Annotated in this window: 16 protein-coding genes; 4 read left to right on the forward strand and 12 right to left on the reverse strand. The window is 50.2% G+C overall.

Annotation, left to right across the window (positions count from 1 at the left end):
* Positions 1–86: 86 nt before the first annotated feature.
* Positions 87–857: a ParB/RepB/Spo0J family partition protein gene (locus BN3911_RS05370; RefSeq protein ID WP_066862420.1), complete on the reverse strand. Its 771-nt coding sequence runs from the start codon at positions 855–857 to the stop codon at positions 87–89.
* A gap of 444 nt (positions 858–1301) precedes the next feature.
* Between BN3911_RS05370 and BN3911_RS05375 the strand changes: the two genes are divergently transcribed.
* From BN3911_RS05375 to BN3911_RS05385, 3 genes are read left to right on the forward strand one after another with little or no spacing between them, the layout of a single operon-like run.
* Complete coding sequence (locus BN3911_RS05375; RefSeq protein ID WP_066862422.1) at positions 1302–2429, forward strand: DNA cytosine methyltransferase; 1128 nt, start codon at positions 1302–1304, stop codon at positions 2427–2429.
* Positions 2422–2850 (forward strand): very short patch repair endonuclease, encoded by a 429-nt coding sequence (locus tag BN3911_RS05380; RefSeq protein ID WP_066862425.1) that lies wholly within the window; start codon positions 2422–2424, stop codon positions 2848–2850. The genes BN3911_RS05375 and BN3911_RS05380 overlap by 8 nt, the downstream gene beginning before the upstream one ends.
* A 17-nt stretch (positions 2851–2867) precedes the next feature.
* The gene (locus tag BN3911_RS05385) at positions 2868–3821 is read left to right on the forward strand and encodes an HNH endonuclease (protein WP_066862427.1); all 954 of its coding nucleotides are present in this window, start codon (positions 2868–2870) and stop codon (positions 3819–3821) included.
* Positions 3822–4222: 401 nt separating this feature from the next.
* On the opposite strand, the gene BN3911_RS05390 is transcribed toward BN3911_RS05385, so the two are convergent.
* The 10 genes from BN3911_RS05390 to BN3911_RS05435 form a co-directional block, all read right to left on the reverse strand.
* Positions 4223–5140 (reverse strand): recombinase family protein, encoded by a 918-nt coding sequence (locus BN3911_RS05390; RefSeq protein WP_242871099.1) that lies wholly within the window; start codon positions 5138–5140, stop codon positions 4223–4225.
* Positions 5141–5254: 114 nt separating this feature from the next.
* On the reverse strand, positions 5255–5878 hold the full coding sequence (locus tag BN3911_RS05395; RefSeq protein ID WP_066862433.1) for a recombinase family protein: 624 nt from the start codon (positions 5876–5878) through the stop codon (positions 5255–5257).
* A gap of 245 nt (positions 5879–6123) precedes the next feature.
* The gene (gene ptsP, locus BN3911_RS05400) at positions 6124–7839 is read right to left on the reverse strand and encodes a phosphoenolpyruvate--protein phosphotransferase (RefSeq protein WP_066862436.1); all 1716 of its coding nucleotides are present in this window, start codon (positions 7837–7839) and stop codon (positions 6124–6126) included.
* A gap of 19 nt (positions 7840–7858) precedes the next feature.
* A complete protein-coding gene (locus tag BN3911_RS05405) occupies positions 7859–8125 on the reverse strand; it encodes an HPr family phosphocarrier protein (protein WP_066862439.1) in 267 nt (88 codons plus the stop codon).
* A gap of 93 nt (positions 8126–8218) precedes the next feature.
* Positions 8219–9952, reverse strand: a complete 1734-nt coding sequence (locus BN3911_RS05410) for an Rqc2 family fibronectin-binding protein (protein WP_066862442.1) — start codon at positions 9950–9952, stop codon at positions 8219–8221.
* A 24-nt stretch (positions 9953–9976) separates the two neighbouring features.
* Positions 9977–10744 carry a Nif3-like dinuclear metal center hexameric protein gene (locus BN3911_RS05415; RefSeq protein ID WP_066862444.1) on the reverse strand — a complete coding sequence of 256 codons (768 nt, stop codon included), beginning with the start codon at positions 10742–10744 and terminating at the stop codon, positions 9977–9979.
* Between the two features lies 1 nt (position 10745).
* Positions 10746–11450 (reverse strand): class I SAM-dependent methyltransferase, encoded by a 705-nt coding sequence (locus BN3911_RS05420; protein ID WP_066864186.1) that lies wholly within the window; start codon positions 11448–11450, stop codon positions 10746–10748.
* A 75-nt stretch (positions 11451–11525) separates the two neighbouring features.
* A complete protein-coding gene (locus BN3911_RS05425) occupies positions 11526–11729 on the reverse strand; it encodes a DUF1858 domain-containing protein (protein WP_066862447.1) in 204 nt (67 codons plus the stop codon).
* Between the two features lie 223 nt (positions 11730–11952).
* The gene (locus BN3911_RS05430) at positions 11953–12234 is read right to left on the reverse strand and encodes a zinc-ribbon domain containing protein (protein WP_066862450.1); all 282 of its coding nucleotides are present in this window, start codon (positions 12232–12234) and stop codon (positions 11953–11955) included.
* 111 nt (positions 12235–12345) lie between these two features.
* Positions 12346–12918, reverse strand: coding sequence for a sigma-70 family RNA polymerase sigma factor (locus tag BN3911_RS05435; RefSeq protein ID WP_066862453.1), 573 nt, complete (start codon positions 12916–12918; stop codon positions 12346–12348).
* A 152-nt stretch (positions 12919–13070) separates the two neighbouring features.
* Here BN3911_RS05435 and BN3911_RS05440 point away from each other — a divergent pair, with 152 nt between their 5' ends.
* Positions 13071–14597 carry a YifB family Mg chelatase-like AAA ATPase gene (locus BN3911_RS05440; RefSeq protein ID WP_066862454.1) on the forward strand — a complete coding sequence of 509 codons (1527 nt, stop codon included), beginning with the start codon at positions 13071–13073 and terminating at the stop codon, positions 14595–14597.
* Here the strand turns inward: BN3911_RS05440 and BN3911_RS05445 are convergent.
* Positions 14594–15037, reverse strand: a complete 444-nt coding sequence (locus BN3911_RS05445; RefSeq protein ID WP_066862457.1) for a hypothetical protein — start codon at positions 15035–15037, stop codon at positions 14594–14596. The two genes, BN3911_RS05440 and BN3911_RS05445, sit on opposite strands and share 4 nt — an antisense overlap.
* Positions 15038–15080: the final 43 nt, after the last annotated feature.

The raw sequence follows: 15080 nt of genomic DNA on the forward strand, positions 1-15080 counted from the left end.
TTGAATGGCATTCAAGAGGTCATCGGTTCGATCCCGATTATCTCCACCAAAAAAACGGCTTAAAACGAAAGTTTTAGGCCGTTTTTTTAACTTAATTTGCTTTTCAGTGGGGGGTATAGCTCAGCTGTCTGCGGCTGAGCTATACCCCCCAATATGCCGGCAGTTTTCTGATAAGAACCAGCCTCTTCATCGTCCCTACGGACCCTTTGGTGCTTAATCGCCTCATACTGCTGCTTGATAGCAAGGGCCTTTTCGCTGGGCAACAGCTTTTCCCGGTGCCGGAGGTTATCGTCCGTCATGGCGATAATGGCCTCATCGTCGGTCATTTGCCGGACGATACACGGCATATTGAAGTACCCGGCCAGTTCGCTGGCCTTGTGCCGACGGTGGCCCGCGATAATCTCATAGCCGACATCGGGACGGGGGCGCACCAGCGCGGGCTGGTTCAAACGGCCCGTCTTGACGCTTTCCACCAGGGCCTGCATTTCCACATCATCCCGCACGCCGAAGGGGTTGAGCGGGGAGGGGTGGAGCTCCGACAGGTTGATATATTCAACCTTCTCCTCCACACCGCTGGAAGCGTCGCGGGGCTCGGGCGGGTCAACCGTGGGGGCCGGAGGGTTCTCAGCAGTCGGGCCTCCTTTATCGGCGGCCTTGGGAGCGCGGCCTGCCTTGCCCGGTGCGGCCCGCTTGCCCTTGCCGGGGGTATCCTGGGTTTTGGGCGGGCGGCCCCGCTTGGGCTTCTGCTTGCGGGCCTCCAGCTCGGCGCTGGGTATTTCCCACTCCTGACGGTTATCGTCCTCCAGGGACTTACCCCTTTGGGTCGGGCCAGCAGGGGGATTAGTCACCTCCGGCACGGGTGGGCCTTTCTCATCCGTCACGGCGGCCTCGTCACCGCTGCCAGCTCCCTTCAGAACATCCGAGAGGTTGATCACCTTATCCGAAGGCGGGGGGGATTGTCAATCCCCGGAATTACGCCCTGCTCGGAGGTTGGGGGGCCGGGTGATTCAAGGTCATGGGACTCCGGCGCGGGCGTTTCCCCCGTGCCGGTGATTTTCGTTTCGTCTGCCATTCACTGATACCTCCTCTTTCGTGGCATGAAAAAAGGCCAAACCTAACGGCTTGGCCTGCTAGGATATATGAAAACGCCGCCCATAGTCTCCATAGGGCGGCGTTGACATTAAAATAGGTTTATCAAATAAAATCGAGTGACACAGTCCGTTTTTTGTGATATTATGAATATAATCAAAATCAAGACATGGCATCAAACAAATAAATTCTAAGATTATAAAGGTGAAACAATGGCGAACCGAAAATATAGATTAATTGATTTGTTTTGTGGTGCCGGGGGGTTATCTCTCGGCTTTAGTAGCATAATGGGACACAACTTTGAACCGGTTTGGGCCAATGACTTTAACCAATATGCCGCTGATACATACAATGAAAATTACAACAACCATTGTGTCGTCGGTGACATAATTGATTTGTTGGATGACCCGAAAATAAAAATTCCATCTGCCGATGTTGTTATTGGCGGGCCACCATGTCAAGGTTTTAGCCTATTAAATAGAAACCGCGATGGAGATGTAAGAAGAAGTCTATGGCGTCCATTTATGGAAGTTGTCAAGCGGTCTGGGGCAGAAGTTTTCGTGATGGAAAATGTACCGCAGTTACTGGACTCAGATGAATACAAAGCTATTGCACAATTTGCTGCGAAATTGGGCTTTTCTACACTTGCTAAGGCGAAATTATGCGCTGCCGATTATGGTGTGCCACAAGTGAGATATAGAGCATTTATTCTTGGGTGTAAGTTTGCAGATCCAAATGAGTTTTTTCCTCCATTAAAAACGCATTATAACCCCGCCACCGTTTCTCTGGCTTCTATAAAACCAGAAGATGGATATGTCCAAAATCCGTTGCCTTGGCGGACGGTTCGGGACGCCATTGAAGATTTGCCTAAGCCGGTTGGTACAGAAATAAGACGGGATGTCAAGCCGCCTCTGGATTTACATTTTGGACGTACTCCAACGGAAGTAAGCCTTAGGCGCTATAAGGCGATACCCGATGAGGGAATGAACCGCTTTGACTTGCAACGGGTAGCACCGGAGATAACGCCACAGTGTTGGATTAATAAGAAGTCTGGAGGTACCGACTTGTTCGGGCGGTTATGGTGGGACAAGCCATCCGTCACTATACGTACCGAGTTTTTTAAGCCGGAAAAGGGCCGGTATTTGCATCCTAAAGAGCACAGGCCAATTACACATCGTGAAGCTGCACGGGTACAGTCATTCCCTGACACGTTTCGTTTTTTAGGAAGTAAAATTGAAGTGGCAAAACAAATAGGAAATGCTGTTCCGCCTTTACTGGCCGCACAAGTTGCAGGGTGTGTAGAAAGACTTTTAGAAATAAGGTCGGAAAAGTATGGCTGATGTATTTGATCCAGCGAAAAGAAGTCAAATAATGTCGCGGGTTAAGGTAAAAAATACTGCCCCTGAAGTGAAATTAAGGAGTATTTTACATCGAAATGGATTTAGATTTCGCTTAAACCGAAAAGACCTACCCGGCAAACCTGACATCGTATTGCCTAAATATAAAGCGGTAATTTTTGTCCACGGCTGTTTTTGGCATGGACACGATTGTAAACGCGGCCATCGGCCACAAACTAATGTAGAATTTTGGAATGAGAAGATAGGCAAAAATATTAAACGCGATGAAATAGATGTAATAAAACTTAATGAACTTGGTTGGCGAGTATTAATTGTTTGGGAATGCGAGATTAAAAAACAGAACGAGGATGCTTTAGTGTTACGTTTGAAAAATTTTTTGCTTAGTGAAACATCGTCTGAATAACGAAAGAAGGTGACGGTTTGACACGTCGATCTCAGCCAAATAATATACCAGAAGATATTCGTCAATCTCTAGTTGATTTGTTGGTTAACTTTTCAGAGGAACTAAAGCAGGACAATCTAAGAGCCAAGGTAGTTGCGCTAGTGCCGGCGTTTCACAAACTCAGAGATTTGGGTAGCTCGTTAATTTCGCCCGACGAAGCACCATCAGCGAGGGATCGCATTATAGCCTATCTTCAACAATATCCTCAAACAGTCATTGATGGGGATGAACTCATGGTGGTATCGGGAATAAGTGAGTGGGCACGGCGTGTCAGAGAATTACGGATACAATTCGGGTGGTGGATATACTCAGGGGTAACCTTTAGGCAAATGGCTCAAAATCCCGATGACATTTTTGCATTTGAAGCTATTGGCATTGATCCATTAAGAATTAAGCCGGATCAATATGTGCTGATGCGTACTGAACAGGATAAGGAGGCCGCACTTCGATGGAATATTCTCAATGAAATCCGCAGAAAGAAGATAGCTACTAAGGATAAACTCATTGAGTATTTTAGAAAAAATGTTGGTGCCCAGGTCACTGGAGAAGAATTGAGTTATCTAGCTAGCAACACAAAAGAATGGGCACGCCGGGTAAGAGAATTGCGTACAGAGGAAGGCTGGCCGATAGTAACTAAAAATACGGGCCGAGAGGATTTACCTGTTGGGGTTTATGTCTTAGAAGAAGATAGACAGGCGCCCCCGCATGATAGAAAGATACCGGACCCTGTGCGTGTGGCAGTACTGGAACGAGATCATTTTTCTTGTGTGCGTTGTGGCTGGAACCGAGATATGCTGTCAAAAGATGACCCGAGAAAGATGTTGGAGCTTCATCACAAAAAGCACCATGCAGATGGAGGAGACAACACAGAAGAAAATTTAGAGACTTTGTGCAACGTATGCCATGATGATGAGCACCGCGAAGATAGATAAAATAATAAATACAACGCCGCCCTATGGAGACTATGGGCGGCGTTGACATTTCCAATTTTATAAGGTAGGATAGAGAAAACCTTGATAACAAAGGGCTCTCCCACGTTTTGATGCGCTTCTCCTAACTCCATTTAGAGGGGTATGTAACCGATGGACTCAGGAGAGCGCTTGAATGGCATTCAAGAGGTCAGCGGTTCGATCCCGCTTATCTCCACCAAGAACAGGAAAGCCTTGAAAACACTATGTTTTCAAGGCTTTCTTTTTTTGCGCTCATGGAAAGGTTGACTCCCAACTTCCGCTTTGCCCGAAGAATGTATACCCCCGACTTGTGGCTACCTGCCACGAGTTTTATGCTTATTCGAAGAAACTCTTCCATTTTCAGGTGATTTTTTGCATGCCCTTCAACCGCCGGCTCTTGCAGGCAAGTGAGCAGTATCCCCGTAGCTCCACTGGACTCGGATTGCTCCGCCTTGTCCCAGCTCGATGCGGGAAATCAGCATATTGGCAATTTCACGTTGCTGATGAAGCGGAAGAGTGTTGAGCTTGCTTACGTTTGTTTTAATCAGCGTTTTGCGAAGCTCTGAAATCCTGCCCCATTGCGCTTTGCTGCTGCGCTGCTCCTCTTGTACGGCAAGAAGTTCCTGATTGAGTGTCATTAATCTGCTTTCCGATCGTTGAATAAGGTCACGGATCAAAACGGAACCAAAGGCACTGGTGCCCTGAAGCACTTGGACGACTTCAGCTTTCAAGGTTTCCAACGAGATTTGTTCCTGTGCAATTTCTTGCACTAATTTTTCATGCTGGAGTCTGGCAGAGGATGTGTCCGGCGCAGTAACGGAGGAACTCTCTGAAAACAGGGCTGTTTGGAGCAGTTTTAATACCGTTGCGTCAATAAGCTCAGCAGAATAGCTTCTCTGACCATCGCAGGGATGCAGGGTACTCTTATTGATGCAAATGTACTTTAGACGATGATAAGTAACTTTTGATCCGTCCTTCTTTATCCTTGTTTTTATATTGCGCGTTACCGTCATACGTTTTCCACAATGCATACAAAAAAGATGTTCTGAAAGCAAAACGTTTTCTCTGTACTTGGTATCACCGATCGGTGCTTCTAATTTGCTCCGTTCCAATCTGGATTGAGCCATCAAAAACAGCTTGTCCTCAATGATTTGCAAATGTATAAATCGGTTTGTCTGAATATCGCCGCGCTGCCGGACCCCGGTATAAATTGGGTTTTGCAGCACATTCCGTATGCTGGCGCTATTCCATTGGGCTCCGCGTTTGGTACAGCATCCCTCGGAATTGAGTTGAACTGCAATACGGTGTGTGCCCTCCCAGCTGAGCTATACCCCCATATTCTTCCATTTCTGGAAGTTTATAGGATACGCTGTATTAAGTTGTCGTAGTTTGCTTGCTCGGCGGGGGCATATAAATTATGACGCTGGCTCCCGTGCTATACAGTAGAGGTCAAATATTTTTTTTACTACCCGTGACGCCACTGGGTCGATTATCAGGTCATAGAGCTCATGACCGCGTCTGCTGATTCGGCCCATTCGGCATAGCTGGTAACCATAGGGCGCAGTTCCTCCTACAAAGCCGTACTCTTGGAATAACTGATCCATCCGTGCCTTGGTGCGAATAGAAGTTTTGAGACTTTCACCAGAAGATTGCCAGAAGCGTATATAATTGAGCAACTTGTCAATATGGTCATCAAACCGCTGTTCTCCTTCTACCACGCTCCAGACTTTCACTCCGTTTTTGACGAACCACTCCACCACGAAGGGTGTCTCATCATCCCTGCGGCCCAGTCGGTCAAACATAAAAACAAGCAACACATCAAACCGTTTTTGAAGCGCAGCGCGTTTTATCTCTTGCAAAGCCTCACGCTGTTCAGCAGATTGCTTGTAGCCGGAAACTCCTCTTTCAGAAAATTCTTCCACGATCTGCCATCCCTTTTCTGCGGCAAATGCTTGGCACGCCTGCCGCTGCATCGGGATGTCGTTTTTCTCCACTTGACCTATGGTGGATACACGGTAAAGACAATAAACTCGTATCATAAATGTACACTCCTTTCTCCTGACATTCATTAAAAATAGAAGGTGCGGCATTAAGATTTGATGAAAAAAGGAAAGCCACATCTCTTATACAGTGCACTTAGAATATCCTATTCCCAGAAATCTGTAGCCAGGGCAAGCCACTCTTGGAAATATGCCTTTGTGCATTCAACAAAGGAGCCGCTGCAAAATATAAATTCTGCAGCGGCTCCTTTTGCATGCCTTTTTCATTTTAGGATCAGACCACATCAACCGCGCCTGTGCTTTTCCAGAAGCTCCCGCACCTCACGCTCCGTTCCCAGCGAAAACGCCTCCTCTGTCAACGCGTCTGCCTCTGGCAGAGCCCACAGAGAAATGGCGCGGCGAATGCTGAGAACAGAGGAGGGCGGGACGCTGAAGGTATCCAGCCCAAGCGACAAAAGCACCGGCGTCAGAAGCGGATCCGACGCTGCCTCGCCGCACATTCCCACCTGGATTCCCGCTTCTTTAGCGCAATGCACCGCACGTCTGATAGACCGGAGTACTGCAGGATCACAATAAGAATAAAACTCGGCAACTTTTGGATTCCCCCGATCCACCGATAAAACATACTGGGTTAAGTCATTGGTTCCAATACTGAAAAAATCCGTCTCTGCTGCAAGTCTATCCGCCATGACAACTGCGGCAGCCGTTTCAATCATAACACCCAGACGGATTTCGCTGCTGAACTGCCGTCCTTCCTCCCGCAATTCCTGGGCAGCCCATTCCAGCTGCACTTTTACCGCCCGTATCTCTTCCAAGCTGGTGATAAAAGGAATCAGGATGCTTACTTCCCCAAACGCCGCCGCACGCAGGATTGCCTTCAGCTGAATCCGGAACATTTCCTTTTTCCGCAGGGAAATCCGGATCGCACGGCACCCCAAAAAAGGATTTTCCTCATTTCCAAAGTCGAGATATGGAACTTCCTTATCTCCGCCTACATCCAGCGTACGGATAGTGACAGGTTTTCCGCCCGCGGCCAGCACAGTTTTGCGATAAGCTTCAAACTGTGCTTCCTCTCCCGGCGGCGCCTTCTGATCCAGATAGAGGAATTCCGAGCGGAGCAGGCCTACCCCATCCGCACCAAACTCCGCTGCCCGCTTTGTTTCCTCCGGTCCGCCCACATTGGCGGCCAGACGTACCTGCATTCCATCAGCGGTTTCTGTTTTCCGGCCTGTGAACTGCTTGAGCGCCACACGTTCTTTCAAATCATCCGCCCGCATGAGCCGATAAAAGGAGAGCTCCTCTTCATCCGGAGAAAGCACCACACGGCCCTGCAAACCATCCACCACAATTAATTCTCCATTCTTCAATCCTTCCGCGGGCAGGTCAACCCCCAGCACAGCCGGAATTTCCAGAGCCCTGGCCAGAATTGCACTGTGTGAGGTCTTCCCTCCTTTCCGTGTTACAATCCCTACTATAAGATTGGGATCAATGCAGGCTGTCACCGACGGCGTCAACTCCTCCGCAGCCAGGACGGTGCCCGGTTCTAACCCGGAAAGATCTGTCTCCGATACATCCAGAAGCAGCCGCAGCATGCTGTCTCTCACATCCCGCAGATCAGCTGCACGCTGTTTGACAAGTTCGTCCCCCGAATTTGAAAATAGGGACAGGAATACACTGCAGACTGCATCCAACGCTGCCTCAGCACACTGGTTTGAAGAAATGCGCCCCTCCACCTGACCATGTATGTAAGGATCCTGAATCATCATGATATGAGTGCGGATTATCTCTGCCTGTTCCTCCCCCACTGTAGCTGCCACAAGCCTTGCCCGCGCCTCAGTATCGGCGCAGAAGCGGTCTACAGCCTGCCGGTAACGCTGCAACTCCATTTGTGTGTCCGCCACATGCCGGGCATGAAAGCGCAGTTCTCTTTCCCGATACCAAAAAACCTTCCCAACCCCGATTCCCGGGGAAGCAGCCACTCCCTTCCATACGGTTTTCATCTTTGCGTCATCTCCGTTTCTAAGTTTCACCCAAACCGGATTTTACCAATTCCAACGCTTTTTTCAGCGCGGCCCCCTCATCAGGTCCGCTGCACTGAATCTCAATTTCTTCGCCGCATTTGATGCATGCGGCAATCAGGCTCATAATACTTTTTCCGTTCAGCATTCCGCCGCGAAAGCCCACCTTCACTTCGCTGGAAAACAGGCCCATCTCCGTAGAAAAAAATCCGGCGGGCCGCACATGAAAGCCGGACCGATTGACAACCTTCACCTTACCAGTTACCATTCGCATCAAACCTTTCTGCATACAGTTTTTCTGAACTGTGTCTCCCGCCCCCGCTTGGCGGCAGAACTGTCCCCATTATATGTATGTGGCCTTTCAGGCCGGATTGACAAACAGAGTTTTATACGCCTTATAAATTACCATACCGGGTTTGGATCCCTGCGGTTTACTCACATTGCGAATTTCCGTATAATCTACCGGTACCAGGGAAGAATCCTTGGCTTTACTGTGCTGCGCCGCCAGTACGGCAGCCTCCGTCATCGCGGTCTCCGTAGGCTTTTTCCCATCGGTCACCAGCACTGTATGGGAACCCGGGATGTTCTTGGTATGAAACCAAATATCATTATTGTTGGCTGTTTTCAAGGTAAGCCTGTCATTCTGCCGGTTATTGCGGCCAACTAAAACCGTGAATCCATCGGAAGTTTGAAAGGTAAGGGGAGCGCTGACTGCAGCTGGCTTTTCCTTTTTGCTTCGCAGCTTACGGATATATCCCTGTTCCATCAACTCGGCCCGTATTTCACCCAGATCCTGCGAGGTGGCTGCGCGGGAAAGAGCCTCAAATACGCTGTCCAGATAGATAATCTCATCTTGAGCAATTTCAATTTGCTCCGTCAGCTTTTCTTCCGCAGTTTTCGCTTTGCGGTATTCCTTATAGTATTTCTGCGCATTCTGAGAAGCTGTCAGCGCCGGATACAGCTTTATCTGAAGGAGCGGAGTCCCCTCCTCATAAAAGTTCGGCAGATCCGCCTTATCTGCACCTTTGGGGATCGTATAAAGATTTGCGCTGATCAGGTCTCCCGCAATCCGAAGTTCATCCCGCTGCGCGCACTGCATCAGTTCCGCCTTTTGGGCGTTTATTTTCCGAGAGAGGCGTTCCGAGGCATTCGAGAGAAGACGAAGCAAATCCTGCTCCCGGGCACGCATCCTTTCCAATTGATCCTTTTCCAGATAAAAGCGGTCCAGCAATTCAGAAAAACTCTTTTCTTCATAGACAATCGCCGCAGTACCATACTGCTGAATATCCAAGAAAGAGAAATCCAACGGTTTTTTCTGGCGGTTAACCGCCAGATAGGGGGATCCGTCTACCCTTTCCACCGTATCCTTCAGCTTTTGGCAGAAATACCCCAACCTGAAATACTGCTCCTCATCCATCTGACGGACGGCAAGATCCTTCCCGCGTCCCACGCGATGCTCTATTTCCCTGCAAACAATAGGAGACACTCCCTGCAGTACGGAAAGCAATGCCTTTGACAGGGCCGCATCTCCCGGCAAAGCCTTGACAGCGGCTACCACCTCCGAGTTGGAAGCATTCAGCAGGCAAAGTTTTTCCTGGGGAGGCGGCAGCTGATAGGCGACTCCCGGCAGCACCAGGCGCTGCGAGGACATCTCCGCATCCACCCGTTTCAAGGCGTCCACAATTTTGCCGTTTTCATCGGTAAGTATCACATTGCTGTACCGCCCCATAATTTCCATAGTCAAGGTGAGTACTACATGGTCTCCCAGTTCGTTAACCGCATCGAAGTCAAAATGCAGAAGCCGTTCCAGTTCCGGCTGCCGGATTTCGAGAAGCTTTGCCCCCTGCAGCTTCTTTCGCAGCAGCATGCAGAGCATGGGCGGCTGTTTCGGGTTTTCTAACGCCACCGAGGTAAAATGGACGCGGGCGCTGTTGGCCCGAGCAGACAGCAGCACCTTATAGGCACTTTCCCTGGTGCGGAAGGCTATCACCAGTTCTTCCCTGTTCGGCTGATGGATTTTATCCACCCTGCCTCCAATCAGCTTTTCTTCCAATTCCCTTTTCAAATGCCGTAAAAAGATGCCGTCCAAAGCCATAGTTTCTGATCCTTTCCAGAATAATTACTTCCATCTCATCGGCGGCTGTTCCGCAGACGAGCATATAAATTCCACATTTGGAAACTTTTTCTGCAAGTAGGCCGCCAAAAATGGAACCACAGGCCTTTCCGTTTCATAATGCCCCGCTTCCACCGCAGTAATTCCGCGAACTGCAGCCTCCAATGCCTCGTGGTGCTTCAATTCTCCCGTAACAAAGGCGTCCGCTCCCTGAGCCGCAGCGAAAGAGAGCCCCTCCCCGCCGGCGCCGCTGCACAGGAATACTCTGCGTACAAGACGGCTTCCCGGATGATATTTTAAACCGGAGGCTTTAAGCTTTTCCTTTACATACCCGGCAAACTCGTCCGGTTCCATAGGCTGTTCCAATTCTCCGCAAAAGACTGCAGCGTTCCTTCCGGCATCCTCCGCCGGAGTAAATTCACGGAGTCCGAGCGCAGCTGCCAGAGCCGTATTGGTTCCAAACGCCGGGGAAAGGTCCAGATTGGTATGGCAGCAAAGGGCGGCTATCCCCTTCTCCGCAAGCAAATAGGGTATATCCGCAGAATTCAGACTGCGAAGCGGATGAAAGATCACCGGATGGTGGCTAACTATAAGCTTGACTTCCAAAGAGCATGCCTCTTCCACCACTTTACGGGTGATATCCAGCGTCAGAAGCACTCTGTCCGTCTTCTCTTTTTTATCCCCTACCAATAGCCCGACATTGTCGAAATCCAGGGCGCTGTCAAACGGCGCTATAAGATCTATTGCATCGTAAATGGATCCGATTTCCGCCATTTTACGTCTCTCCTTTTTCCCCTATGAATTGGATTTCCACAGCCCGAACCAACTCTCGCAGTTTTTCCGCTTCTCTTTCCCTTCCCTCACAGGCGGCGCCAACAGCTCTGTTTTTCAGTTCCCGCACCACCTTTTCCGCGTACAGCCGGACAGCTGCTGTTCCCGGCGCCAGCTTGCCAAGATAGGGATAGAACGTGTCCGTTTCCGGTTTTGTACTTATGTATTGAACGGAAAAGGCTGAATAGACCTTTCCTCCGTCTTCTGCAGCAATCTCTTCCTGCACGGAAAACCCGCTTTCCGCAAGACCTTCGCGCAGCTCCAGAGTGGAACTCATGGGCTGCAGAATCAGTCGTTTCTCCGGATTTTTCAGCCACTCCGTCTCCTTTACCATCCGCAGCATCAATTCTCCGCCCATACCGGCGATCACCACGTCGTCTGCATCCTGAGGCGACAGCGCTTCCAGGCCATCCGACAAAACCAGCGCCAGCTGTTCCGTCACGCCATATTTTTCCGCATTCTTACGGGCAGCAGCCAACGGCCCCGACCGGATATCGGCTGCTACCGCACGGGGAACGATGCTATTCTTAATCAACCAGATGGGCAGATAGGCATGGTCTGTTCCGATATCCGCCATCGGCCTGCCGCTGCGTACCAGCCGGGCACAGGCAGCCAACCTTCCGCCCAGCTGAAAAAGAGGTCTCTCCATTCCCGATTCCCCCATAAAAAGTCTGCTGCCGCACGACGTTAGCCGGGCGGCAGCTCCTGTCTCAATCTATTGTGCTCACTTATCCTGCAGATGAGCATTGATTTTCTTGACCAGCTCGTCCGGGTCTACGCCGTGAACCGCACAAGCCTGTTCCAGAGATTCCCCCCGGGCAGAAGGACAGCCCAGGCAATGCATTCCCATCTCCAAGAAGAAAGGCGCCGTAGAGCCGTCGAGATCCAGAATATCGCCAATGATCGTGTCTTTTGTGATCGCCGCCATACTCAATTCCTCCAATCAAAAATAATATGTAATATTATAATACCCTGAAGCGATTCCTGCAATACAGAAATCCTCAAATTTCAATGATTGACAATAAAATTTGCCCGGCCGACCGCAGGCCAACCACAACAAACCGCCAATTTTTCAAAAGAAATCAGCGCACTCGTTTTCGGAAAAGCCAACGCCCTGCCGGGACACATTTTGCAATATGAGGAGACGATGCTTACATCTGTTCTTCCTTCATACGGGCAAAGCACTCACTGCAATAGACGGGCCGGTCTTCCCGGGGCTTAAAGGGAACAGTGGCTTCCTTTCCACAGGATGCGCAGACAGCCGTATACATTTCACGTTCGGGCCTTGCGGAATTTTTGCGGGCATCGCGGCATTCCTTGCAGCGCTGCGGTTCGTTTACAAAGCCCTTGGCAGCATAAAACTCCTGCTCGCCGGCTGTAAACACAAATTCTTTGCCGCATTCCTTGCAGATGAGAGTCTTGTCTTCGTACATTTGATTTTACCTCGCTTTGAGTTTAGGATTGTTGCTTCCGGCTGAAATGACACCGTTCTCTGAGACCAGCGACTGCCAGCACGGGGCATATAAAAAGCCTGGCGGCTTTTTTCATAGGTTCTTCATCTTATTTCTTACCCTGTGCAGTGCGTTATCGAAGGTTTTAAGGGGGATGCCTGTTTTTTCAGGGATTTCAGAACGCTCATAACCGCTCAAATACAGCGCTAAAACCCTGCGTTCCAAGGGTGACAAAGACAATTCCATCCGTTTTAGGATATTCTGAAAATTCTCCTGGATTTCCAGCAGTGCCTCCGGACTTTCCGCAAAAGCAATCCGGTTCGTATCGGCGCTATCCAGGGGCAGCGATTCATTCAAAAGCTTGTTCTTTTGGCTGCCGTGAAACCGTACCGCACTGGCCATACGATTATAAATACACACCCCGGCATAGGTTTTAAAGGAAGCTGCCAAACTTTCATTAAAAGAACACGCAGCCACGAACAGACCTAAAAAGCCTTCCTGGCACAAATCTTCTTTTTCAGGGGAAGAAGCGCCTTCAAACTCAGCCGCCTTTGCACGGATAAGCCAAAAATAACGTCCGCTGAGCTCTGTAAACGCATCACGGTCTTCCTCCTTGACCTTACGGACAAGTTCGGTATCGCTGAGCTCATGATAATTCCCGGACATGCTGGCACCTCATGACAGACTTCTTTTGGATACTATCATAGCCTAAAGTTACCGGTTAGTCAAGAAATATTTCGGCCTGAGAAAAATGTACATTGCAGCAAAAAAGCAACTGGCGTATAATGGAAACTAAGAGTATGGAAAGGGGTTTTTTGATGGTTGCCACTTCATACAGTATGGGTATTTTCGGTTTGGAGGCCTTTGGCGTAGAAGTTGAAACCGATCTCTCTGCAGGGCTGCCTGCCTTTGAACTTGTGGGTCTTCCTGACACTGCGGTCAAAGAATCACGAGACCGAGTGCGCGCCGCTCTGAAAAACTGCGGATTTGATTTTCCCATCAGCCGTATCACCATGAATTTGGCTCCGGCAGATAAGAAAAAGGAAGGTCCGGTATATGACCTGCCTCTGCTCGTCTCCCTGCTCAAGGCATCAGGTCAGCTGCAATGCGGCACAGACGACTGTATTTTTCTCGGTGAACTCTCCCTATCTGGAGAAGTCCGCCCTGTCCGGGGCGTGCTGCCCATGGCAGTAAAGGCGAAAGAGCTGGGGTTCCTGCGCCTGTTCGTTCCGTCTCAAAACGCTCCAGAGGGCGCTGTGGTGGAGGGGCTGACCGTGTATCCTGTAACAGATGTACCGCAACTGGTCTCTCATCTGCGGGGAAGCGAGGAAATTTTTCCAGCCTCTCCCTTGCTGGAAAAGTCGAGCCGGGAATCCCTCCCTGATTTTTCCGATGTCAAGGGTCAGGCTGAGGCAAAACGCGCACTGGAAATTGCCGCCAGCGGCGGGCACAACGTGCTGCTCATAGGCCCGCCTGGAACAGGAAAGAGCATGCTGGCAAAGCGCGTTCCTTCCATCTTGCCGGATATGACCTTTTCAGAATCCATTGAAACCACAAAAATTCACTCGATAGCAGGGCTTGTGCCCGGCGGTGTTTCCCTGATCCGGGAGCGTCCCTTTCGCTCTCCGCATCACACTATCTCCACTGCAGGCCTGGCAGGCGGCGGGCCCACGCCCAGACCCGGCGAACTCTCCTTGGCTCATAATGGCGTTCTGTTTCTTGACGAGCTCCCGGAATTCAGCCGCAGCGCTATGGAGGTCCTGCGGCAGCCGATTGAAGACGGCGCCGTGACCATCTCCAGAGTGGGAGGCACGGCTACTTATCCCTGCAACATTATGCTGATTGCCGCCATGAATCCCTGTCCCTGCGGTTTTTTTGGACATCCAACTCATCCCTGCACTTGTTCTCCCCACACTGTTGAACGGTATCTTTCCAAAATCTCGGGCCCGCTTCTAGACCGGCTGGATCTGCATATAGAAGTGCCTCCCGTAGAATTCGACGAACTCTCCAACCAGACAAAAAGTGAAAGCTCGGCAGAAATCCGGGTCCGGGTCAATGACGCGAGGAAACGCCAGGAAGAGCGTTTTTCAGGAACAGACGTCACCTGTAATGCCAATATACCGGCCTCCCTGCTCCAAGAAACCTGTTTGCTGACAGAGCCGGCAGGAAAGCTTCTCAAGAGGGCCTTTGAGAAATTTGGATTTTCCGCCAGGGCCTATGAACGGGTGCTGAAGGTAGCGCGGACTATCGCCGATCTGGAGGGAAGCGAGAAAATAGAAAGCGCCCATGCGGCAGAAGCAGTGCAGTACCGGAGTCTGGATCGAAAATACTGGCAAGGGGTCTAAATCTCGCTCAAGGCCTTCTGAATATCCCGCTCCACTAAAGGCTGCATACTGTCCGCGTACCGGGAAAGGTCAGCTTTCAGCAGGGCCTCTCTGACCTGTTCCCTCACTTCCGGTTTCCCCTGTAACAATTCCGGAAGCGACTGGATAAATTGCCGGGAAACGATGGGCTTTTCATCTGTAATGTGCCCGAGGATACGTTCCAATGCAGCATTTATTTTTCCTGCTGAATCCCATTTTGCATTGGCGCAGAGCAATAGCAGGCCCCTGGTTCGAAGATAGGAGTTTTTTCCCTCCGACAAGCTTAAAAATTCTTCCAGATACCCAGAAAGTACATCGGAATCCCGGCCGATCTCCAGCAGCTGCTGAAACGCACGGTAGCCTTGACTGGGTTTGGACGAGCGAAGCGAGCAAATCAGATCCTCAAGATTCATCGTTTCCATTTCCACAAACCTTCCTCTCTAAATAAAAACAGCCTCCGGCGTA

Source organism: Neglectibacter timonensis (genome assembly GCF_900048895.1).
Taxonomy (GTDB): Bacteria; Bacillota; Clostridia; order Oscillospirales; family Acutalibacteraceae; genus Acutalibacter; species Acutalibacter timonensis.